Consider the following 21,515-nt stretch of genomic DNA (forward strand, 5'->3'; position numbering starts at 1 on the left):
AGTATGGCCGGCAGCAATCAGGGTGGCACTGATCAATCTACGTTGGAAGATGAAGCGACGCAATCACAGACAGAAGACACGTCCGACGCCACTCAGGACAATACTGCTGCCGACAACGCGTCTCTCGATCTTTCCGAAGACGATGCTGACGGAAGTACACAGCAATCGATCCGGGATATGCTCAACGAGGACGGTGGCGGGTCAGTCTTCGTCAACCGTGACCTCGTCGAGCCCGACACCATCATCGACGAAGAACGGATTGTCGGTCGCGACGACCAACTCGAATCGGTCGTGTCGTTCCTGAAGCCGACACTGCAAGGGAATCGGCCGCCGAATATGCTGCTCTACGGTCCTGCCGGTACTGGGAAGTCACTCATCATCGGTGCCGTGACGCAGCAAATCGTCGAGCTCTGCAAATCGAATGGTGAGAGCTTCGGTGTCGTCGACATAAATTGCCAGCCGATCAATACCCTCGATCAGGCGGTCTACGAACTCGTCCAGACAGTCGCGAAGGACGTCGGCGCAGAAGTGGGCGTGCCCGAAACTGGCGTGTCGACTAAACGCAAGTACAGACGTCTCTACGAACTCATCAACACCCACTACGACTCGGTCATCTTCATCCTCGACGAGATCGACCTCCTGGTCGGACGCCGTGCTAACGACGAACCCGCCTACTCGAAGCTGCTCTACCAGCTATCGCGAGCGAGTAACACGAATGAGATCGAGGGGAGAGTCTCCGTCGCGGCGCTGACGAACGATCCGAAGTTCATGGAGGATATCGACGGGCGAGCCGAGAGTTCGTTCAACCCACGGGACGTGTACTTTCCGGACTACGATGCCAACCAGTTGCGCGAGATACTCCAGAATCGTCGTGACGCCTTCCGACCGGATGCGCTCTCCGATGACGTGATTCCTCTCGTCGCTGCCTTCGCAGCGCAGAGTCACGGGGATGCTCGGAAGGCAATCGACCTGTTCCGTGGCGCCGGCGACCTCGCCGACGAGCGTAGTGACGACAGCGTCGAGGAACATCACGTCCGCGAATCACAGGAAGAGATCGACAAGGACCGTTCGCTGAAGCTCGTCGAGGGACTCACGACGCAGAAAAAGATCTCGCTGTACGCCACTGCTGCCGTCGCGCATTACTCGAAGCGCTCTGGAAGTTCTGTTCCGAGCCCCGTCGGATTCAAAGTGTATCAGTGGGTGACGGACGAGCTCGACGCGGACCAGATGACTCGGGAGACGTACGTCAAGTACGTCAAAGAGCTTTCCACATACGGCTTGATTTCGACGTCGAGGAAGAGCCGCGGTCGCGGTGGTGGGATGTACATGGAGTTCACCTTCACGGGTGACCCCACGGGAATCATGAAACGGATCACGGAGGACACCCGATTGGAGAGTATTGCCGAACAAGAGGAACTTCTCCGAACGGTGGTCAACGCACAGCTGAAGGACTTCCACCAGAACTGAGGTTGGCGGTTTTCGCGGAGTATGAGTGGAGACACACCCCCCGTCGTCGATGTGTAAGTTGCTGGCCCCTCCCCCCGTCATCGAAGTGTAACTGGTTTCGATGCAGTGACTGATTCCACGAAATCGAGCAAGGGCGTTCGGTATTAGTGAACGCAGAGTCCAAGTCGCCAATCGTACAGAGCACTCCTATCAGACTCTACTGATATCTGAAGGTGCCTTCGTCCAAATGAAGGGGAAGAGTTCCCCGACGAATTACCTCGAGTCCATACCGCTACCCCCTCCCCCCGTCATCGATGTGTAAATCACCGATGAAGGACGGGTAGAGACGACAGGGAAGACGGTCTCAATCAGGCAGAGAGCGTCTAACGCTAGTGATAGCAAGGAAAGAAGGGTGTAGAACACCAGCCATTCAGAGTGTTTGACCTCGTTCGGTCAGCTGGAACACTACCCCACCTGGCACTCACTCTAGGTCCATTGCGGTTCTGGTTAACCCGGAGGTTACATAAAACTTCGTTAGACTAGAGTCATAACTTCTAGAGATGTTATTTCTGGAGCCTCACGACCTCTCGTCCGTGTCTGCGGCTGTTCCGTCTGTTTTCTACGATCTCGTCTACTCCCCCCGCCCCCTTCTCACGGTTTTACACATCGATGACGGGGGGAGAGGGTCCCCGTTTCCGGCCTCGTCGAACTCGTCTTCACTTTGGGTTAACCGGTGCGATGTACTCGTTCTTCCACGAATCGCCCTCTCGCCACTGCCAGTAGAAGTAGCGGTAGCTTCTCTCGCCCGTTTGCTTCGTTGTCTTCACTGTAATGTAGGCCCCACTAGCAGGGACATCATCGTAATCCTCAGGATCTGTCGATATCTCACGTTCTTCCATCTCCTCGAGGTCCTCTTCGTCGACCTCTTCTTCAGCCCGTCGACGTTCGAGTTCATCTTGGCGTTGCTGGCGTTTCCATTCCGCCAACTCGGTCGCGTACGACGCAACCTCTTCTAGCCGCTCCGACGATTGCTTCTCCAGTGGCTCGCGAAGATATTTTGGGAGATCGGGCGCTGGTGGTTTCGTTGACTCCTCTTCTCCCATAGTTACCCCACGGTGTGCGACCAATATTAATCTGTGGGGTAACTCAAAGTCGTTCGCTCAGGTCCAAACGAAGAAGCTCTCCTCAGTGACGCAGGATCTGAAACTACAGTACTTCGACGAGATAATCAGACGCATCCGATTCGAGCGCATCGACATAATCGTCGTAGGAAAAAACAGACGCATTTGTGGAGATGGTTCTCGAGCGAAGTCTGTATTCGTCTAACACCCTCGATTGTTCTGATCCTCGATCTCGATGTCCTGGGAAAACCAGCACTCCGTCAGTTTCCATCGCAAGGATATAGGAGGTCAACTGGTACACGTCTCCAGATGAAACAGAACCTGTCTTCCATTTCGCGTCTACAACCGTAATCGGAGCTCCTTCGCGATTTCTGACGACGACATCAGGACGCATCGAGACGGCATGTGGTCCATCTACGATGTTCTGAATTGATGCTTGGCCTTCCACGACCAAGTCACCGTGTTCCTTCGCTGCCGCCCGAAATGCCCGTTCCACGATCCGTTCAAAAATATAATTCATATTCACGAAGAGAGCGAGTGACCGCTGTGATCCAGCACTAACATCCTCGAAGAAATCACGTGTCAAAACAGTCCGAGTCAGGTCTACCAGAGTCTCGTAATGGTCATTCAGTCGCGACAGCTCGATTCGCTCTACTGCCTCCACTGAGACTGGCGAAGGGGTTACAAACTGCCGGAGCCGCTGCTCCTGAACACGGAGACTGCTGGCGAGGTCTGTGTCTCGAACCAACCGAGTGAGGACTCGAGTCGCTGTGAGTACAGCACGATTCAATTCAGAATCCGCCGTGAACTCATCGTGCTCGATCGCAAAGTTCGTTGGTGCACTTATCGATCGCCGGAGCTGTCGTTGGACGTCAATTCGACCGGTGACGTGCTCTCGAACCGAGTTCGTCCTAACGTATTCCCGATGCAGTCCCCGGTCAAGAACAGTCCGTAGCTCACTGAGAAACAATACAGCGATCGCATCGAAAAAGGTCGATGCAGCACTAAACTCTGTCTCGACATCAATTGACTCGACAGAGGTATCGAAGGCATATTGCAGTGCCCAGAGTAGGTTAGTGACGGAACGTTTCGGTGTTACCTCCACCTGCGTTCCGCTTGGGAGGGTCAACACACCAACATGCGAACCCGTAGAAAGTACCGCTAGTCCCTCGCTTGTATATGATACAGAGAGCGGTGCTGGCGTACACTCCTCCTCAAGTTGTTCTAGAAAGGCAATATCTTCTTCACTAATCTCAAATGGAATTGTTTGGTCATGTTCCTCTAGCGAGATCGGGTTTGACGGTGGAACCGTTTCATCCTTCGATGTAGAGTCAACTACGGGTCCGAAGTGGCTGACAGCAAACTCACTCATCTTTGTTTGCCGCTTGTTGAGCGAAGGACTGGAGCCCCTCAACCAATGCGTCCATCTCTTCGTCGGTTAACGTGGCGACATCGAGCGTCGGTGATTCGAACTCATCCTCATCAGGATTCCATGTGTGTGCATATCCGTCAATTTCATCAAATACGGATGCAGCATCATCTATGAATTCTGGAGTGAGCGAATTCTCTTCGCGACCCGAAAGCCAGTCCCATCGGAAATCGATTTCCCCGTCCTGATTGAGTTGAATCACGCCGACACCAGGATCAATGTCGTCTGTTTTGAGCTGGGCTGTTGGGAATTGATCTCCCCGGCCAGTATCAACCCATCCAAGGTCCTCACCGATGTCCAACAGCCGTTCGACCCGTTCTGCGGCTTCCGAATTCAAATTGCTTCGTATACGCTCTCGAAATGCCTCTTGAGTCTTCTCGCCGGCAGCCCAGGAATCCTGGCCCTTGACCGACGTACCGTCTCCGTCCGATACGACGACCTCTGATGTATCAATAAGCGGGATCGGATCGCTGATTCGCGCAATCTGGCATAGCGCGATATACAACGACTCGGCATCGAATGACCGAATCTGTTCTGTCTCCCAGTCGATGAGGCGTTCGCCGGTTTCGGTGAGAAGGTCGTTCTGAAGCCGGTCGAATTGGCCGAAATAGTACTCCTCCAGTTGCGGAAGGATATCGTACCGCCATGCGTCGACGACGTCTATTGCTGAATCATGTCCAAGCAAGTAGGTGTGACCGAGCTGCTTGCCTTTCCCAAGCTCAGGTGCATGTAGAATCCGCTTATTCAGCTCCGATATCGCCTCTACACTTGCGCCCAACAATTGTTCTCTGCGAGAGCCTGCAGCGCCTGGCTGCGTCACTGCAACGGTCGGTGAGTTCGCCTCCATGTTGTATTCCTGCCAGACCACATTGAGATCCGGGGGGAAATCCACGAACCGGAAGCGCCGGCGAAGTGCTGTATCCACCAGCGCAATCGACTGATCGGCTGTGTTCATGGTTCCAATCACGTATAGATTAGGCGGCAGCGAGAACTGTTTACCAGAGTGAGCCAATGAAACCTCAAAGCTCCCGCGTTTGTCTGCCTCAAGTAACGTGATGACCTCTCCGAACACTTGGGCGAGATTCCCGCGATTGATCTCGTCGATGATGAGAACATACGGGGGTGCGTTTCCAGACTCACTAAATCCGTCCGAGGCCGATGCGGACTCCTGTGCTTGGTCGTACGCTTTTTGAGCCCGTTCCGTGACACGCTTCAACACACCGTCTTCGATCTGGTACTGGACGTCGCCTCCTTCTGTGGCCTCAGCTGTCAGCCCCTCAATGAAGTCTTCGTACGAGAACGAGGGATGGAACGTTACGGACGCAACCTGCTCATCGCGCGGCTTCCCGTCGCTCTGGTCGAACACCCACCAATCGGCAAAACGCTTCGCCTCGAACGTCTTACCCGTTCCCGGTGGTCCATAGAACACGACCTGCTTTGCAGACTCCAACTGTCGCGTTACCGTCTCAACCACATCTTCTGGCGGCCGTTCTGGGGGGTCAACACTCTGAATCTCATTCAACCGATAGTACTCCGGCAGCACTTCGTCGAATTTGTCGATCAAGAGATCCAGCGTCAGCGCGTCGGTTTCGGTGATGGTCTCAATATCGACTCGGTCTTGCCATCCATCTTCACGTAGTTCGTCTCCAACGTACAACCCGTACCGCACACCGTCCCACTGAATCCCCATGAACAACTGGTACGCGTTGCCCTTGCTCCCACGGCTTTCGGGATAGATCGCAAACCAGGCGTCGTCACTAAGGATATTTCGAGGGGCGAGGAAATCGACGACGTGAGCCGTACTTTCGTCAATTCCCACCTCCTCAATCAGAGCGCTCGTAATATCGTCTAAATATGCACTGACACGCGGGCGGAAATAGTCGAAGTACAGTTGACCGAGAACGCTGAATGAATCGAACGCCCGCATGATGTCAGTGTCATACTTTGTATTCTCTTCATCCACGAACGTCTGCAGATCTTCTTCTGACAACGAACCCTGTTGCCGGATCCTTTCCAGTGCGCTGAACCGGATCTGATTGACTTTGATATCACCCTCGTACTGAGCGTGCTTCGTCTCCAGGTATTCTCCAGGAAGGCGATGGATTACTGGTATTAGTCCGACCTCGTCAGGATTGTCGATATCTGAATCACCAGAGCTTTCGAGCTGCTCTGTGCCAGAAAACAGCGTCTGGTCGTACTCATGCAACTGCTTCGAAAACCGCCACAACCAGCGTAAGAAGAACGTTCCAAGTGGCTTCGGTACAGGTTGTTGTGTGATTCGGTGGAGAAACCCCTCAAATTTCTCTTGATCAATATCTCTGCTGTACTGCTCTTCGAGATTCCTGGCTAACCGCTTGGTAAATTCGTTGTAGAGCTCTCTCTTTTCATCGCCGGACAAGGACTTCAACGTCTCTTCTGGTTGTGCCATCAATGACTCTTCACGGGCAGGCCACCAGTCAGCAAAATACCGGATCAGCGCTTCGAGCGCTGCCTCATCGTACCCCTTGTTGGACGATCGCGCCGCAGGTGGAACCGCTAGATACGCATCCTTCAGTGCCTGCGTATCGAACACGAACCCCTGAATTTTGAGAAAGCTCGGCATCTACGGATGAGATGATACCCTACTCAAATATCAGTTTCGCTACTCATAATCTCCCGAACAGGGTCTCGTTGGCTAGAATATCTCTCCAGGGAATGAGGGTATATTCGCTCTCACAAGAGTTACCCCACAAATCAGAACTTGTTTGGTTTTGTGGGGTAACTAACCGCAATGGAATCTCTGTTTTCCTCGATTAAATCTCACTGGAACCCGACGGCAGAATCGTCGTCTGATGCAGAGCCAGTCCAGTCGGCATCGCCAGAACCGATATCGGGAGTTCGGTTAGAGGAGGAGGAGGCCCCACCGGTCACATTGAGGTCCTCGACGTTCGGGAAGTCTTCTAGAGAAACCCCGTCGGCATCTCGCGTCGCCGCATTCCGCTTCGCTTTCGTGACGATTTCTTCGATATCTGCACCACTGAGACCGCGACTCCGCCTTGCGATATCTGCAAAATCATCGCCCGAGAGGTCGTGCGGAACCCCCTGTAATTTCGACTGGAAAATCGCGTGACGACTCTCCTCTTCGGGAAGACCAATCTCGATATGCATGGCTAATCGTCCTGGTCGAAGAATTGCTGGGTCGATGTCTTCGGGGCGATTCGTTGCTCCGACAACGATGGCCGTTCGATCGTCCGCAGTGAGGTGAACCAGAAGTTCGCTCGTAATCTTCCGGTCTTCAGCGTGAGCTCCGCCGGCGCCGACATCGCGACCGCCGAGGAGATGTTCGGCCTCGTCGAGGAAGATCACACAAGGGCCGACCGATTCAGCTTCTTCGAACAACTGGCGAACTCGTTGTGGCCCCTCGTTGATCCATTTACTCGTGATGTCAGCAGGGCCTAACTCGACGAACGGGACAGCGAGTTCACCTGCTAGCGCTCGAGCAAATAGAGTCTTCCCAGTTCCTGGCGGTCCGTGGAGGAGAATCCCTCGTGACGGCTCGATTCCGAAACGGTCGAAGCGTTCGTCACCCTGGGTCGCTGCATGAATTGGTTGTAGAACCTCGTCTGTGAGCCGCTGCTTGACTTCGTAGTAGCCCCCAACGTCGTTGAAGCCAATCTCTGAGTTCATCCAGTTGTACTCGAATTCGTCGGTAGCTGCTTTCGCTGGTGCCCTGGAGGTCTGGGAGTGACGTTGAGTCTTGTCTGAGCTGGCAACATTCGATGAGTCCGGCTCATCCCGACCTGTCTCACTTTCTCGCTGGATCTGTCTGAACTTGTCGTAATCGACGTTCGGCGTTACATGACGGCCAGTAGCGTAGTGGTACCCGTTTTCTCCTCGGGGATTGTAGTACATCGTCGAGACAATCGAAGCGGAAACAACCAATCCGAGAGCCGCTTGGATCCGGACATCTGCTGGAAAAACAGCCCCGAGGAATCCCGACTGGGGAGCTGAAAGCATCGAGGTAGCCCACGAAGCCGCCTCAGCGATGAGTAGTAATACGAAGAACAGCTCATACACAAGTGCGAATGGGAAGAGTCCGATGACACCTACTGATTTGAACAGGGGGAATCCGAATCCACCTGCGACATAGACAATCAAGATCCCGAGCCCGAGAGCCACTACAGCATTCGGTGGCAAATCGAGCCAAGGGGCCACTATCCACATGTGGATAAGTGCCAACGCAGACCAGGCGAAAATAAAGAATAGCCTGTATATGCTTCGCTTCTTGTGATCTCGCTCCATGACTCGGTAGGTCACGTACTCGATAGTGGCGAATATACCGAGGAAGATGATGACGGAGAGTACGGTGTTGAGGAGTTTCATCGGCTCACGAGGTCTCCCTCTGTACGCTGAGTACGTCACCGAAAGACGTACTCATGGGCTTCTACACACACTCTATGCCGTTACTACGCTATAACATCTCGCTCCGTAGGGAGGTGGTCGGGTCGTAGTCCCAGGCGCAATTTCACAGGGTCTCTGATTGCTCACCTCCACTATCATTATCCCACGGAGGGTCGGAGGCTCGACTCGGTCCCTCTCTTTGGGCTGCCCAGTCGATGTCTGCCTCACTTGCTGAATCAGCCAACTCGTCGTTTCCAGGGCCGATGAGGTGTTTTCCACCCCGCTTTCCCATATTGTACGCTGCGTATGGGCTTCGCGTCATTGCCCCTGCGAAGACGATTCCGCTTGCCTTTCCGGCCTTGACTCCTGTCTTCCCGACTTGCTTGCTGGCTCGACCGGTCGTGATCGCAGCTCGTCCTGGAGCTTTCGCCGCGCTCTGTGCAGTCCGAAGTCGCTTCACACTCCTGGCCGATTTGGAGGCGTCATCTCTGAGCGCCACAGCTTGCTGACTGAAACTTTGGGCTCTATCGTTGATGTCGATGGTTGTATTCCCGCCAGAGGCAGTCTCGTAGGTCACCTTGCCCTCAGCGTCGGGAGTTACAGTGGAGACTCCAGTTGCTGGCTCTTCAGAACCAGTCAGAATCCCTCGACTGGATGCTTCAGTGACATCGAATTCGCCATTTTGGTAGGCCTCAGTCAGGAAGTCTCGGTTCGCATCAGCCTCATCGGCGGCAGCAAGGTTCTGACTGATCGCTCTTCGGTGACTGTCGATGCTCTCCGACCCAATTGCCTTACGAGCGCTACCCAGTCCACCGCTCTTCGCTCTTGAACCCAGTTTCTTCGCGGCAGAGGAAGCCCGATTTGCGTGTGAACGCGCCGCGTTCACTCCCGGGGCACCAGCAACAAATCCAGCGGCCGAGTCTTTCCCTCTTGAGAATAACCCGGGTGCTGAATCGACACTGTCCTCGACGGCTGATTCTCGCGTTCCCAGCGCATCTGAGATACTACTCCGCATCGTGCCACCGACGGTCGAATTCCCGGTGGAGGCAGATGGATCCGACGCGGTCCCTCCGCCACCGGCGGCACCGGCCGCTCCACTACTTGACCCACCGGCACTCCCACCACTCGCTGCTCCAGACCCAGAGCTGGAGGCGCTGCTGACAGCCGCCGATCCGGCTCCCGCGCCGACAGCGACTGCACCGACGCCGGTGGCTGCGATTGCGGCGGCCACCGTCATCGTGAACGCGGCGTCGACGCCGAGCGGCTGGCCTGCCCAACCGATGGTCTTCCAGATCACGACGAACAGGATAATCGGGAAGATCAACGCCAATGCTGCCGAAACGTAGAAGTCGGCGACGTCGCCGGTCGCGGAGATACCACCGGTCGCGATGACGTTGAATACACGCATCACCAGGGCGATGATCGGACCGACGAGCAGGGCGTAGACGCCCATTCGGAGCCACGTCGCAGCGAAGTTGCTGATAGCCTTCATCGGACCCCAGTTCGCGTACCAGAGGACGGCGAAGAAAGGCGCACCCACGGCGACCGTGACGACGATGAACTGCCGGAGGACCAGCAGAACAGACGCAAGGATCGTCGCGATGAGCATCAGCGGCACTGCCACGAGGAGCGCGACGACCTCGACGCCAAGTCCGAGCGTGGATCCCCAGCTCCCGCCGAGGTCGGCGTTGAACGTGAGGACGAACGTCGCTGGTGCAAGCGCATTTGTGACCGCGTTCGAGGCTTCGATGAGGAACCCGAACAGCGGCTGCGAGATCGCGATGAAAAATATGACGGCGACCACGCGAGCCACCATGTTCCAGAGCGAGGCTTCGCGGTCCTGACTGAACGGCATCGCGATCAATCCGGCGGCGATCAAAATCGGGAGAAGTGCAATCGAGAGACGGAAGACGTCGTCCCAGGCGGTCGTGACCTGGGCACTGGTCATGATTGCTGGATCGATGTTCAGCAGTGGCTTCAGCCCGAAGTTGAACATGAAGTTGATCGCACTCACGAGCATCGAGCGGATGAACTCGAAGAGTGCCCGAGCAATAGCGTCAGGAATCCAGCCGAGGTCTAGGAGGTCACCCATCGGCCAGATCCTCAATGTCGTCGACGCGTCCGCTCATCTGGACCCCGCAAGCGGTCGACAGTGTATGGAGTGACGAGTTCATGCCTCCTCCGGGGTGTTTCCGTTCTCGCTCGACCCGGCTGGCCCGTCCGGGTCTACGTCGCTGGCATCAAACGACGGTTCGTCGATCTCGACAGAGAGCCCATCGTCGAAATCAGCCTCCATCGCCATCTGGAGGTCCATATCCCGATTCATCACGTGGGGCAGGTCCGTCATATCGAGGTCTTCGTGGAGTTCGACGTTTCGGGCATGACCTTCTCCCTCGACGAGGTCGACGCCCTCGACGCCGGCGAGCCAGTCCCACGGGTCGAGCGCGTCATCGAGAACCGTGTGTTCGAACGGCCCGCTCCGAATTTCGAGCCGTCGTCGACCGTGGACACTCGTCGCGAGCAGACACTCCGAGTAATCAGAGTCCTGTCCACGGGCCGCCGTCTGGATGAAGCGAATCTCGTCGGCGGACAGCCCATAGTACTCGGCGGTCTCCTCGGAGACGGATTCGGCGTAGAACAGGCACTTCACGTCACAGTTCTCGTACACCTCGCGGCGCTCAGGCGTTCGAACGAACTCGTGGGCTGTTTGGCTCATCAGCGTCAGGCCTGCCTCGTAGTGGCGGGCGTGCCGGATGTAGAGGTTGATCAGGTCGCGTGCAGCTGGCCGGCCCAGGAGGTAGTGTGCCTCGTCGAAGGTCACGTCAACCTTGTACGGCGAGCGCTTGGCCTCGAGGTATGCCCACGAGAGCATCGCGTGGAGGATGAGCGGCATTTCACCTGTGTCGGCGAACGAACTCATGTCCATCACGACCAGCCGCGAGGAGAGGTCGAGGTTCGTCTGGCCGTTCAGATTGTGGTTGATACCGCCGGGTTTGAACGACTCGAACTTTGGTTGGAGCGAGGTCGCCAGCGCGACGTGGTGCTCGGTCGGGGAGACGATCGTGTCCGAGAACGGGACACCCTTCGCAGCCGCACTGCTGCCGGATTCCTCATCGAGTTCGTCGCCGAACACACCAAGCGCTCGGAAGTGTTCGACCTCTTCGTCGTCGATGACGCCGGCTTCGGTTGCGGCTTCGATGCCGCCGGTCGCGATGACGTTCACGCCACGAATCAGGTCGTCGATGACTGGCGATTCGTTGCCGTAGGTGTCGAACTCTCCGAGGATGATGCCCTTCGAGAGATACGCGTAGTGTGCTGCCTGAATCAGGATACCCTCCTCGCCAGCAGACATCCCGTCACGCTGTTCGAGGTGCGTGTTCAGCATCTCGATGACAGACCGAATCGTGAGCGCGTACGTGTCTTCACCGCCCTCGTACTCGGCCTCAGCAGGTGGCGAGATGTCCAGCGGGTTCACCGTGTAGTTCCCACCGAAACGGATTACCTCGCCACCCAGCGACTGAGCGAAGCGTGGATAGTCGTCGCCGGCGGGGTCGAACAGGATACACTGAACGTTTGGGTCGCCGAGCAAGCGACGGTAGATCTCCATCTTCCGGAAGTAGCTCTTGCCCGACCCGGTTTTCCCGGAGATCGCCATCGAGTGTCCCGATAGGGCGTAGCGGTCGAGGATGACCGGGCGCTTCGTATCGTCGAACCCGAACAGGACGCCCTCCGGGTCGTAGATGGACGGCTCGACCAGGTTGAAGAACGTCCCCAGCGCTTCGAGCTGGATCGGATGGGTGTTGTTGATCGTGTCGGTCGCGAGCGGCGCGACGGAGCCCATTGCGTCCAGCTGTTGGTGCTTGACCGGACTGAGGTCGACGTCCTGCTCGGCGAGGATGGCTTCGACGCGGTCGAGCATCTCGTCCAGTTCGTCCTGTGTGTCCGCGACGAGTTCGAGGTAGATCGAGACGTCGTAGAGCTTGGTCGTTCCTCGAATGGTGTTCTGGAGGAGTCGTTCCAGGTCCTGGCGTTCGAGCTCGTCCTGATAGGTGTCCGTGCGACCGCGTTTCTGCTTAACTGCGACCGACGTGACTGCCTGTGTGTAGCGTTTCTGAAGCTGGCGACGAACGTCCTTTGCGGCTCGTGGTCGAACGTGCAACGAGAGTCGGAGGTCGACATCAGCGAGCGTGAGTGGGACGAGCCAGCCCAGTCCTACCTTTCGGGGGAACGAGGTGACCGTCAGAATCTGCGAGATTCGGTCGTCGCGGATCTGGAACTCCGGATAGTCCTGCACGACTCGCGGTGCGATGAGTCGCTTGTCGAGTTCACCGCGCTCTTTCATCGTCTCCATCGGCGTCGCGAGGTTGACGTCGTCGGCCTGGAGCTGGTAGGCCGCCCACTCGATGTTCTCGGTCGTCGTCTCCTTCCCGAGGAGATTCAGGTAGTCGAGGGCGTGCTGTGTTTCTTCGCCTGACAGCCCATCTATCGGGAGCCGTTCGTCACCGTCTTCTGGTGAGTCGTTACTGAACGCTTGCGTGATTCGATTGATCATCTCTGGACCTCCAGCCCCGGTTGAGCCAGAGTAACCGTCTCCCGGCGAAGCCCGGGTCGCTCAGACATCTGCCTCCTCCGTCGGAGATTCGTTGTCTCGACTCTCGTCCGTCGGCCCGCTCATCTCCTCGAAATGTTCGAGGACGCTTCTGCGACCGCGCACGGCGAGGCCGACACCGACGACGAGGAGGAGCAATCCGACTGCATACACCTCGACGACGAACGCCGTCGACGCCGTCGGCGTACTGTCCCACTGGAAGGGATACGCCTGACTGAACAGGTAGACTGCCACAGCAGTCACGCCGACGCCGGCGAAGCCCACGATGGTCGCACGCTGGCTCGATGGAAGCAAGACAGCAAGACTCAGCAGGAAGGTCGGGAGACTCCCCGCCGCAAGTCCGAACGAGGCCTCGCGGACGACCCAGTAGGACTCCGATCCCGGCTGACCGCTCCCGAGAAACGTCGTGAGCGAGACCACTGCGAACAGGAGACTCGCAGCGAACAGTCCGACGCCAGCGTACACTGACAGTGGGGAGTGATAGTTCGTCCCTCGACCAATGGGGCCGACGGCTCTGGCGTACCACGCGAGAATCCGTGAGTTGTCGACCTGTTCGACGTACTCCTCTTGAACCCGACCACCATACGGGAGGTCGCCCGTCGTCTCCGGACGCGGATCGGCGTCCTCGTCTGGTTCAAGCAGTGCCTCTTCTCGATCTGCGCTGTCAAACGCCGCTTCCAGATCTAACCGCTCACCAGTCGCTGGATCGGTCTGCGTCTTCTCATCGGGTTGGGTGAAGACGCTATGCTCGAAGGAGACCGGTGCCTCCTGTCCTCGATAGACCTGATAGAGGACGTCGAGGACCTCCGCTCGGTCATCGAGGATCGAGGTTTCGACGCGGGTCCGGGGTAGCTGTGAGGCGACCCGCTGAACGCGAGCCCAGACCTCGTCGAGATACGGCTCTTCGTCCTCAACGTTCTTCGCACCTCCTCCGAACGGGAGTGCATCCGCAATCGCGTCGAAGCGACCGCCCTCGTCGTCTTCTCCCTTCATGACCGCGACCGCGACGAAGAACCGGCGATCTCGGACATTCGCAAGCGCAATCGTTCGGTCGAGCCACTCCGCGTGAGCCACGCGTCCGTATTCGAGGAGCGCCGAGTCAGCGACGTGGTCGATGTGTGGCTGTGGAGCCACGCCCGCCGAAGCGACGCCGCCGTCAGTGGCAGTGTCCTCGACGACATCGTCGGGTGCCTCTTCATCCTCCACTGCTGGAATGGCTGTCGGCTGTCCAGTTGGCGCGCCCAGTGCATCCGGGCCGATGAAGCGTTCGAGGTAGCGGTCGCCGTCGAACCGGGTCGTCAGCGTCAGGAACTGTGTCGGGAACTGCAGGCCCCGGAGGAACGTCATGTACGAGATGTACAGGCTGGTCCGACGCTCTTCGGAGAGCGTCAGCCACTCGCGGGGCTCAATCTCGACGAGCATCGTGTACGCTGTGGGCGTCTCGATAACGCCGCCATCTCGGACGTTCTCGAAGTTGAGTAGGTCGAGCGTTGACTGCTCGCCCCCCATGCTATTCCCAGGGTTCATCGGTCGTCCTCCGTCGACGGGGAATCGAGGTCTGGTCGTGTCGCGTCGACGACACCCTGGTAGGCGAGATCTGTTCCACTATCCTTCACGGAGTGCTCTGCCCACCCAGCTGGTCGTGGCTGGGTCAGCCACTCATCCTGCGTCACTCCGATACCGAGATCGCCGTGTTCCGGGTCGGGATGCCGCCAGACGTAGACGTTCGAGCCTGTCTTGAAGTGAAACACAGCGTGAGCGTACTTGAGCGGACGCTGTCCGGGTGGTGTCTTCATGAAGATCAGCCCGCCTATCCCGATGCCTAGGGCGAACAGCGGGAAGGTGAACAGCAGCGGGAAGCCAACCGTATAGAGAACGGCACACGGCGCTAACGGGATCGCCAGCGATTCTGCGAGTCGCTTCACCGAGAAGCCCAGAAACTTCGACTCCAGGAGATTGCTCGCAACGGGCACAGGGTCGGGCATCTACTCGACCTCCTCGCCGTCACAGAGTTCTGCTTCGGTCGGAAGCACACCGCCTGCTTCCAGCCGTTCAGCTCCTTTGATCAGCATCCCGCGCCAGTTGACCCCGTGCCGCTCACGAACCGCGTCTAACTGTTCGAACTGCTCGTCGTCCTTGATGATGATCCGTGTCGACTTCATCGCTCGACCTCAACTGGACTGAACTCGTCGACCGATGGGCGTTCGTGACGTGCTCCGGTGTCGAGCGTTCGCAGTGACCCTCGAGAATCGAACAGCGAAGAAACCGGGTTGTGGTCCTCAGCAGAGCTACCTGGTTTGTCATGCCTGCTGGACTCCGTGAGTTCCTCTCGCCTTCGCTTCTTACGCCCGTGTGACCGTTCCGACCCGTGGCCCTGGGAGGGTTCTGTCGAAGCTTCACTCCGCTTCTGATCGGTGAACCAGATCTCCCGACCTTCGAGTCGCTTGGCTCCTTGAATCAGCATGCCCCGCCACTGCACGCCGTATTTGTCTCGGATCGTTCTGAGTCGGTGGTACTCTGTCTCGTTTCTGAACCGGATCTCGATTTCAGGCATTCTCAACTCACCACCCTCAGCTGGCACACTCGGCGAGCGAGCCGTCACTTAGGAACGAGAGTTCGAATGCAGTCACGACTGGTAGCATCGTGCCGGTGGGGAGCGACAGGACTGCCCCAGTTGTGGGTACTGTTTGGTAGTGCATCACACCACTCCTCGGCGAGGAACCCATTTGTTTATTTCAGGAATGCGTATGGCGTAATCCTGCGTACAGCGCACTGTTGCGGCAGGCGCAAGCGTGCGATTTCCGCATTCTTAGAGGACTTTTCTCGCGGTACAGCCTCGTCGATAACGACGACCATGCTGACACCTCACCAGTCCCACCTCCTGCTGCCGTTCGCTGGTGGCTTCCTTGAGCGCCTGCCTGACCTGCTGCTCCCCGTTACAGGGCCACTGACGATTCCAATCGAACGATTCCACGTCACTGGTGATGTCTTGGGCTCGTTCACTGACCTCGGATGGCTGTCTCTCTTCGTATTCCAGCAGTTCCGTCCGGAGACAATACTCGCAGTCGTGGACTTCAGTTCGATGCTCGACTTCCCGCCGTGGACGGCGACAGTATTCGTCTACGCTGGTCTCGTCCTGTTGGTTTTGGGAGTGATGGCCTGGCTCGGGAGCCACAGCCTCTATCGCCGTGCCTGGGGTCGAAGACTCGCCATGTCAGGCGGCGGGCTGTTCGTTGTTGGGACCGCTTTCGGGACGTTCGTGGACCTCCTGCAGTATGTCCTCGGATAAGTCTCGTGAGGGCCGCTCGTCCCTCTCAAAACCACGCCGAGTAGCCCGACTCACGAAACGACTACCTCGAACTCCCGTTCGTCTCTCTGGAACACTCGTGAAGACACGGCTCGTCGTCGCCGGCGTCGTTTTTCTTCTCGTCTCCAGTGCGGTCATCGGGGCAGCGGCAGGCGATCTGCTCATCCCCAGTCCAGAGCCGGGCGTCGAGAAGGACTACGACGACACCTTTCGGGTGTTGTCGAGTAACGATCCCGACCCAGGGCGGGGGTCCAGTGTCGTTCAGGTCTACGAGTACGGCGAGAACGGAACGATCACCGAAGTGAACCGGACCGTCGTTACCCAGCCGGTCCAGCTCTGGGACTCGAACATCCAATCACGCGACGCACTGCTCATCGCGAACGAGTCCGATATGTACCAATCCGGACTCCACGGGTTCGTTCAGGTCCCGTACCGTGACCAGTGGACGACCCTCCGGGACTGGTGGGACGGCGAGTTCCGAATCCTTCCGATCTATACCGGCGACCCGAGTCGAGCCACGAGCAACGACGGCCAGTACACCGTCGAAGTCCGACACCCCAACGGCTGGTGGAACCCCGTCTACAACGCAGACGTCGAGCGCGTCGACGGAAACCTCACCGTCACGAATCCAGACGAGGCGCTCGTCCTCTCCTCGTACTACAGTACCGTGATCGAGCGGAAGATCCAGATCATCGAATCGCTCCTTCAGCACTCCGAGATGGCCCCCAGTGAGTCCGCCGCGCGAAGCACGTCCGTCGTCCCCACAGAGAACGGCATTGAGGTATTCCCAACCACCGACGGCGCTAACGTCAACCTCCAGTGGCAACCGGGCACTCATGCGCTTGTCCGTGATGCGTACGTTGGAAACATCGACGTGATTCCCGGCGTCTGGCACGACGGTCGGTACGTCACCCCGAGCTGGCAACTCACTACCTACGTCCCGTGGGATTACCGGATTGAGGAGCCAGCCGATTACAGCGAGAGCGGAACCTGCACGATCACCCACCACCACAAGCAGGGCAACACGACGGTCACTCACAACCACACCTATCCCCTGACCCGCTGGGCCAACTACCAGCTCATCGATTCGAACGCCTCGATTGTGAACGTCACAGCGGGGAACATCAGCCTCGACCGAACGCGACCGGGGATGTGGACGACGATGAACTACACGACCTCTCGACCACGTCGGCTCCCACCGGGGAACTACGACCTCACCGCGACACTTCGAATAGAGGTCGAGATGGAGACTCACTACGGCGTCTCTAGCGCGCAGTGTTCCGAGTGGAACAACCGACGAACGGTCAACCGGACGGTCGAACTCCAGTACTCGGTTCCCATCGAGACGGTCAACAGCGACGACCTCTCCATCGACGTCCAGGTGTACGACCGACCGGGTCGAGACATCGTCGCCGTCAATTGGAGTGGCGAGCAGGGACTCGCAGCCGGCGCAGCTGCATGGGAAGACGTCGAAATACAGATCGGCGAAAAGACGATGTACGTCACGGCGCCGTGGCGATTCTACTCTGTCTCTCGGAATACGCACGTCGAAGAGCGGACCCAGGGTGGAACGACTCAGGTAGAAGCCTCCCATTCGTACAACGGGGCCTATCCAGCGATGCTCCGGTATCGGATGAGTCCCGGGAACGTGAGTGTCCTCGCGGAACAAACCGCAGACCAACGAATCTGGTGGGAGACGACGTACGTCGCTCAGAACCGATCAGTTCCAGCGGCGTCGCTGCCCAGTACCATCGTCGCCCCGGAGAACACGAAGCCGACCTACCTCTACGACCAGTACGCGGGCATCCTGAAAAGCCTGGATCGCACGATGGGCGAGACGGTGAGTGCTCAGGCAGGTGATGTCTGGGGACTTCCCGTCGCTACCTCTGTGAGCGTCGTCCGCTATCAGGAGTCACGACTCACAGTGACGATGAACCACAGCGCTGGGACAGCCGAGGTATTCCTCTCTGATACTGCCGGGAACCCAATCCCGAACCGACTGGTCAGTCTCGATGGAGCCAGCGTACAAAACGTGACGACAGATGCGAACGGACGAGCGACAGTTCCTCTCTCAGGGACGCTCGTCCGTGCTCACTTCGCCGGCGATGATTGGCGCGAGTCTCGGTCCCAGTACTACCTGGAGACCCACTCCTATGGCGTCTCGCCCACCTCGTTCCTTTCGGGGGCTACCGACCTCTTCGGCTACCTCAACGCCGCAATCTCGAATACAATCATCTTCATTGAATGGCTCGTGCTCGGAATCTTCGCGCTGTTCTGGATGCGATTCATGCGCGAGAAGCCTGCATGATTGTGGCTTCTGTAACCTGCGGGTTTGTGATCTGAAAAGCTCGGTTGTGATCTTCTAAGCCTGACGGGTATGGCGTATCCGATACAGGGCGTGTTTTCTACGCCGGTTTTCTGCGTATTGCAGCTGAAGAGGTGTGATCCAAACTTTGTCTGAGGATATGAACGTAGATCTCGATTATAACCGAAGAATCAGTGGGTTATTCCCATTCTGGAGAAGTTTAATGGAAGTCACAAGAGATGGGGTTAGACATGGGCGAGGAGAGTCTGGAGTTGGATACGGAGCGGATAGAGAACTTCATCGACCGATACTTGGAGATTGATCGTCAAGCCCAACAGCCGTATGGTGTATTTTCATTTCTATCTGGGCAACGGGAGAAGAAATATCAACAGACGCTCAAATACTTCCTGGATCCGCACAAGCCCCACGGTTTCGGTGATACACTTCTAAAAGTGTTCTTAGAGGTTATTGGTTCCCCTGAGTTGAACGTTGCAGCCCAACACGTCGAGATCGAGGAAGAGGTGCATGTCGCAGACGACAATTCGGATGGTCGTATCGACCTCGTTATCTGTGGCGGGCAAGCCTTGGACGACCACCCAGACTGGGCAGTATTCCTTGAGCTGAAAGTCGGTGCCGACGAGAACGAGAATCAGACACCAACATACGCTGCAGCAGATCGTTGGCAATTCACGTGGTTCGACTCGACCGAAATCACAGTCGACGAACTTGAGGAGGCAACCTATGTGTACGTGAAGAAAGCATTGGCAGATCCCCCTGAAGACGACGAATTTGACGCGGTTGATTGGGCGGCAATAGCAGAAACATTCGACAATCGTCTCCAAGGCTCGCTATTCCAGTACCCGAACAGGAGTGTCATCCAGTTCACTGATTTCATTCAATCACTACAGGAGACCGAAAACATGGACTCACCACTCGACGAAGACGAACTCACTGAACGTCTCAAGCTATACTTCGAATACGACGACGTCATCCAACAAGTGGAACAAGCACACAGGCAATTCGAGAACGATTTCGACGACGTCAGCAAGTACCTCACAGATCGGTGGGCGGATAAAATCCGAGACCGGTTCGATGTGGCAGAGTCCGGGTGGAAGGTCCGGTCGAATGACAGCCCGAAGTGGCAGGGGTTGATGCCGGAGTACTGGGATCAAGACCCGTTTGGCTGGGACAGTACAATCGCACTGTACTTCCGAATCCCATCCACAACCGAGAACCTGCGAAATCAGGAACTCTCGTTCCAGTTGCGACTGCCACCGCAGCGCAAAGTCCACAAGCAGACCTTCGAGGGAGAACGTTCGTTCAATACCGTGTTTACCGAGAAGTGTACGGGTGAATATGAGGAAGACATCCGTACAGAACTAAAGAAACTGGACGTGGACGAGATTGAAATGGGGAGGGCCTCCGCGCTGGTCACTAAGAAATACGACCTCGATCCAGAGAACTTGGTCGCCTCTTATTTCGCCCAAGTTACAACTGCCGTCGACGAGTTTTGCAGTGAGAGCACCCAGTTGTTGACGCTCATGAACTCAGTGTTCGAAATATCGTACGAGGAAGCATTCGGTGAACAACCGACTGGTGAGTTTACAGGCACCCTGTCGGAACGATAGTATTCAACAAATCGTTCTTTCGGGAGTGGCAAACTGAGCAGGTGACGTGGTTCCATGCCTAATCCTCAAAGGAAATTTCGCCAATGGTGTCAGAATATCCACAAAAACCCATCAACTGTCAATGGTTCCAATGTGGCCACCTGGGCTTCATTGTGAGTCTTTATCAGTTATTCGTCAGTGGCTAGTGTTATGGGATTGCTTAGTCGGTTATTCGGCTCGGGCAACGATGCCGATTCGGAATCGAAGGACACCTCCGAGCCGGAGCCAGATATCGTGATTGACAGCCCATTAGACAAGGAGTTCATCCAGGGAGAGTTTCGTGGCGAGCGGGTCACCTTCTCGTCAGTGCCATCGCCAAATGGGGAGTGGCGGTGCTTGTACGGACGGACTGGAATGAACGGCGGCACTCCAATCGTCTTAGTCAGAGGGGACGGGGAAGTTCAACACGCATTCGCTGTCACTCGTGCAGAAAACGTTGCCGTCGCAAACACCGGGCACGTCGTTGTAACCGACATCGGCGAAGCTGATAATCAAGATCTCGCTGGGACACTCAATGTTGTCGCTCCTGACGGCCAGCCAAGCGTCGAGCATGAGTTCGATGCGAACATCTGGGAGTGTTCGATTACCGAGGATGGTCAATATGCTTCCACAGCAACCCATAATCCCGACCGTTCGGTATACATCTTCGATATCGAATCTGAGGAACTCATCACGGAGTTCGAGACGCCGAATCTCAACGGCCCACCACAAGAATTCGGAGAGATCGATGGCGAACTCGTTCTGTACCTTTTCGATGGTGACGAGCGATATCGAGCTATCGACCTCGACGGTAATACAGTCTGGAAGAGCCAGAAACTCGAGAATCAAGATCGTATCGACGAACTTCTGGACAGCAGCGAACGAGCTGATCTGGAGGAGTCTATCGAACTTCTCGAAGAGGCGTACGAACTCACCGACGACAAGAACAGAAAGAAATCGATCGCAAACAAATTAGCAGACGCTCACTGGAAGCTATCGAAGGAGATTCACAAAGAGGAGGGAGACACCGACGCCTGGTGGTCGCACCTCAACCAGGCGAAACAGTACTACTACGAAATCGTATCCTGGTACGACGGCAAGAAAGGGGTCGCCAAAGTGGAGCGCAAACAGGCGAAGTACCATCTGAAAGAAGGAGACGAAGAGACGGCGCTCCAGCTATTACAGAATATCGCCGAGCTTGAGAAGGAGCACGACGTTCAGTTGCTCACTGACGCCGACAAGGAGAAGATCGAGAATCTATCCTAAGAGCCA

Annotated in this window: 16 protein-coding genes; 5 read left to right on the top strand and 11 right to left on the bottom strand. The window is 56.8% G+C overall.

The window, feature by feature from the left end; genetic code table 11:
• Positions 1–177: 177 nt before the first annotated feature.
• Positions 178–1,467, top strand: a complete 1,290-nt coding sequence (locus DVK01_RS19375; protein ID WP_121538451.1) for an orc1/cdc6 family replication initiation protein — start codon at positions 178–180, stop codon at positions 1,465–1,467.
• A 695-nt stretch (positions 1,468–2,162) separates the two neighbouring features.
• Here DVK01_RS19375 and DVK01_RS19380 read toward each other — a convergent pair.
• The 11 genes from DVK01_RS19380 to DVK01_RS22900 form a co-directional block, all read right to left on the bottom strand.
• Positions 2,163–2,549, bottom strand: coding sequence for a hypothetical protein (locus DVK01_RS19380; RefSeq protein ID WP_121538359.1), 387 nt, complete (start codon positions 2,547–2,549; stop codon positions 2,163–2,165).
• A gap of 103 nt (positions 2,550–2,652) precedes the next feature.
• Entirely contained in the window at positions 2,653–3,939 is a 1,287-nt protein-coding gene (locus DVK01_RS19385) for an McrC family protein (RefSeq protein WP_121538361.1), read from the bottom strand.
• On the bottom strand, positions 3,932–6,598 hold the full coding sequence (locus DVK01_RS19390) for an McrB family protein (protein ID WP_121538363.1): 2,667 nt from the start codon (positions 6,596–6,598) through the stop codon (positions 3,932–3,934). The genes DVK01_RS19385 and DVK01_RS19390 overlap by 8 nt, the downstream gene beginning before the upstream one ends.
• A gap of 197 nt (positions 6,599–6,795) precedes the next feature.
• Complete coding sequence (locus DVK01_RS19395; protein ID WP_121538365.1) at positions 6,796–8,358, bottom strand: 26S protease regulatory subunit; 1,563 nt, start codon at positions 8,356–8,358, stop codon at positions 6,796–6,798.
• Between the two features lie 142 nt (positions 8,359–8,500).
• Positions 8,501–10,468, bottom strand: coding sequence for a hypothetical protein (locus DVK01_RS19400; protein ID WP_121538367.1), 1,968 nt, complete (start codon positions 10,466–10,468; stop codon positions 8,501–8,503).
• A gap of 78 nt (positions 10,469–10,546) precedes the next feature.
• Positions 10,547–12,928 (bottom strand): VirB4 family type IV secretion system protein, encoded by a 2,382-nt coding sequence (locus DVK01_RS19405; RefSeq protein WP_121538369.1) that lies wholly within the window; start codon positions 12,926–12,928, stop codon positions 10,547–10,549.
• A 60-nt stretch (positions 12,929–12,988) separates the two neighbouring features.
• Positions 12,989–14,512: a hypothetical protein gene (locus DVK01_RS19410; protein ID WP_147435197.1), complete on the bottom strand. Its 1,524-nt coding sequence runs from the start codon at positions 14,510–14,512 to the stop codon at positions 12,989–12,991.
• A complete protein-coding gene (locus tag DVK01_RS19415) occupies positions 14,509–14,970 on the bottom strand; it encodes a hypothetical protein (RefSeq protein WP_121538372.1) in 462 nt (153 codons plus the stop codon). The genes DVK01_RS19410 and DVK01_RS19415 overlap by 4 nt, the downstream gene beginning before the upstream one ends.
• Complete coding sequence (locus tag DVK01_RS21930) at positions 14,971–15,147, bottom strand: hypothetical protein (protein WP_158598786.1); 177 nt, start codon at positions 15,145–15,147, stop codon at positions 14,971–14,973.
• On the bottom strand, positions 15,144–15,539 hold the full coding sequence (locus DVK01_RS19420) for a hypothetical protein (protein WP_121538373.1): 396 nt from the start codon (positions 15,537–15,539) through the stop codon (positions 15,144–15,146). Before DVK01_RS19420 ends, DVK01_RS21930 begins: the two co-directional genes overlap by 4 nt.
• A gap of 16 nt (positions 15,540–15,555) precedes the next feature.
• On the bottom strand, positions 15,556–15,684 hold the full coding sequence (locus DVK01_RS22900; protein ID WP_255355561.1) for a hypothetical protein: 129 nt from the start codon (positions 15,682–15,684) through the stop codon (positions 15,556–15,558).
• 155 nt (positions 15,685–15,839) lie between these two features.
• On the opposite strand from DVK01_RS22900, the gene DVK01_RS19425 reads away from it, so the two are divergent.
• The 4 genes from DVK01_RS19425 to DVK01_RS19440 all read left to right on the top strand — a co-directional run bounded on the left by DVK01_RS19425 (position 15,840) and on the right by DVK01_RS19440 (position 21,509).
• Positions 15,840–16,274 carry a hypothetical protein gene (locus DVK01_RS19425; protein WP_121538375.1) on the top strand — a complete coding sequence of 145 codons (435 nt, stop codon included), beginning with the start codon at positions 15,840–15,842 and terminating at the stop codon, positions 16,272–16,274.
• Positions 16,275–16,371: 97 nt separating this feature from the next.
• On the top strand, positions 16,372–18,600 hold the full coding sequence (locus tag DVK01_RS19430; protein ID WP_121538377.1) for an Ig-like domain-containing protein: 2,229 nt from the start codon (positions 16,372–16,374) through the stop codon (positions 18,598–18,600).
• A gap of 248 nt (positions 18,601–18,848) precedes the next feature.
• A complete protein-coding gene (locus tag DVK01_RS19435; RefSeq protein WP_158598787.1) occupies positions 18,849–20,225 on the top strand; it encodes a PD-(D/E)XK nuclease family protein in 1,377 nt (458 codons plus the stop codon).
• 189 nt (positions 20,226–20,414) lie between these two features.
• On the top strand, positions 20,415–21,509 hold the full coding sequence (locus DVK01_RS19440) for a hypothetical protein (protein WP_121538381.1): 1,095 nt from the start codon (positions 20,415–20,417) through the stop codon (positions 21,507–21,509).
• Positions 21,510–21,515 lie beyond the last annotated feature (6 nt).

Origin of the sequence: Haloarcula sp. Atlit-120R (assembly GCF_003665885.1) — an archaeon.
GTDB classification, from domain to species: Archaea; Halobacteriota; Halobacteria; order Halobacteriales; family Haloarculaceae; genus Haloarcula; species Haloarcula taiwanensis.

What these genes read in the sequence shown, in the direction of transcription:
- DVK01_RS19375 (WP_121538451.1), top strand. Translation starts at nt 178, where the DNA reads ATGCTCAACGAGGACGGTGGCGGGTCAGTCTTCGTCAACCGTGACCTC.
- DVK01_RS19405 (WP_121538369.1), bottom strand. Translation starts at nt 12,928, where the DNA reads ATGATCAATCGAATCACGCAAGCGTTCAGTAACGACTCACCAGAAGAC.
- DVK01_RS22900 (WP_255355561.1), bottom strand. Translation starts at nt 15,684, where the DNA reads ATGCACTACCAAACAGTACCCACAACTGGGGCAGTCCTGTCGCTCCCC.
- DVK01_RS19425 (WP_121538375.1), top strand. Translation starts at nt 15,840, where the DNA reads ATGCTGACACCTCACCAGTCCCACCTCCTGCTGCCGTTCGCTGGTGGC.
- DVK01_RS19385 (WP_121538361.1), bottom strand. Translation starts at nt 3,939, where the DNA reads ATGAGTGAGTTTGCTGTCAGCCACTTCGGACCCGTAGTTGACTCTACA.
- DVK01_RS19435 (WP_158598787.1), top strand. Translation starts at nt 18,849, where the DNA reads ATGGGCGAGGAGAGTCTGGAGTTGGATACGGAGCGGATAGAGAACTTC.
- DVK01_RS21930 (WP_158598786.1), bottom strand. Translation starts at nt 15,147, where the DNA reads ATGAAGTCGACACGGATCATCATCAAGGACGACGAGCAGTTCGAACAG.
- DVK01_RS19440 (WP_121538381.1), top strand. Translation starts at nt 20,415, where the DNA reads ATGGGATTGCTTAGTCGGTTATTCGGCTCGGGCAACGATGCCGATTCG.
- DVK01_RS19400 (WP_121538367.1), bottom strand. Translation starts at nt 10,468, where the DNA reads ATGGGTGACCTCCTAGACCTCGGCTGGATTCCTGACGCTATTGCTCGG.
- DVK01_RS19395 (WP_121538365.1), bottom strand. Translation starts at nt 8,358, where the DNA reads ATGAAACTCCTCAACACCGTACTCTCCGTCATCATCTTCCTCGGTATA.
- DVK01_RS19420 (WP_121538373.1), bottom strand. Translation starts at nt 15,539, where the DNA reads ATGCCTGAAATCGAGATCCGGTTCAGAAACGAGACAGAGTACCACCGA.
- DVK01_RS19380 (WP_121538359.1), bottom strand. Translation starts at nt 2,549, where the DNA reads ATGGGAGAAGAGGAGTCAACGAAACCACCAGCGCCCGATCTCCCAAAA.
- DVK01_RS19415 (WP_121538372.1), bottom strand. Translation starts at nt 14,970, where the DNA reads ATGCCCGACCCTGTGCCCGTTGCGAGCAATCTCCTGGAGTCGAAGTTT.
- DVK01_RS19390 (WP_121538363.1), bottom strand. Translation starts at nt 6,598, where the DNA reads ATGCCGAGCTTTCTCAAAATTCAGGGGTTCGTGTTCGATACGCAGGCA.
- DVK01_RS19410 (WP_147435197.1), bottom strand. Translation starts at nt 14,512, where the DNA reads ATGAACCCTGGGAATAGCATGGGGGGCGAGCAGTCAACGCTCGACCTA.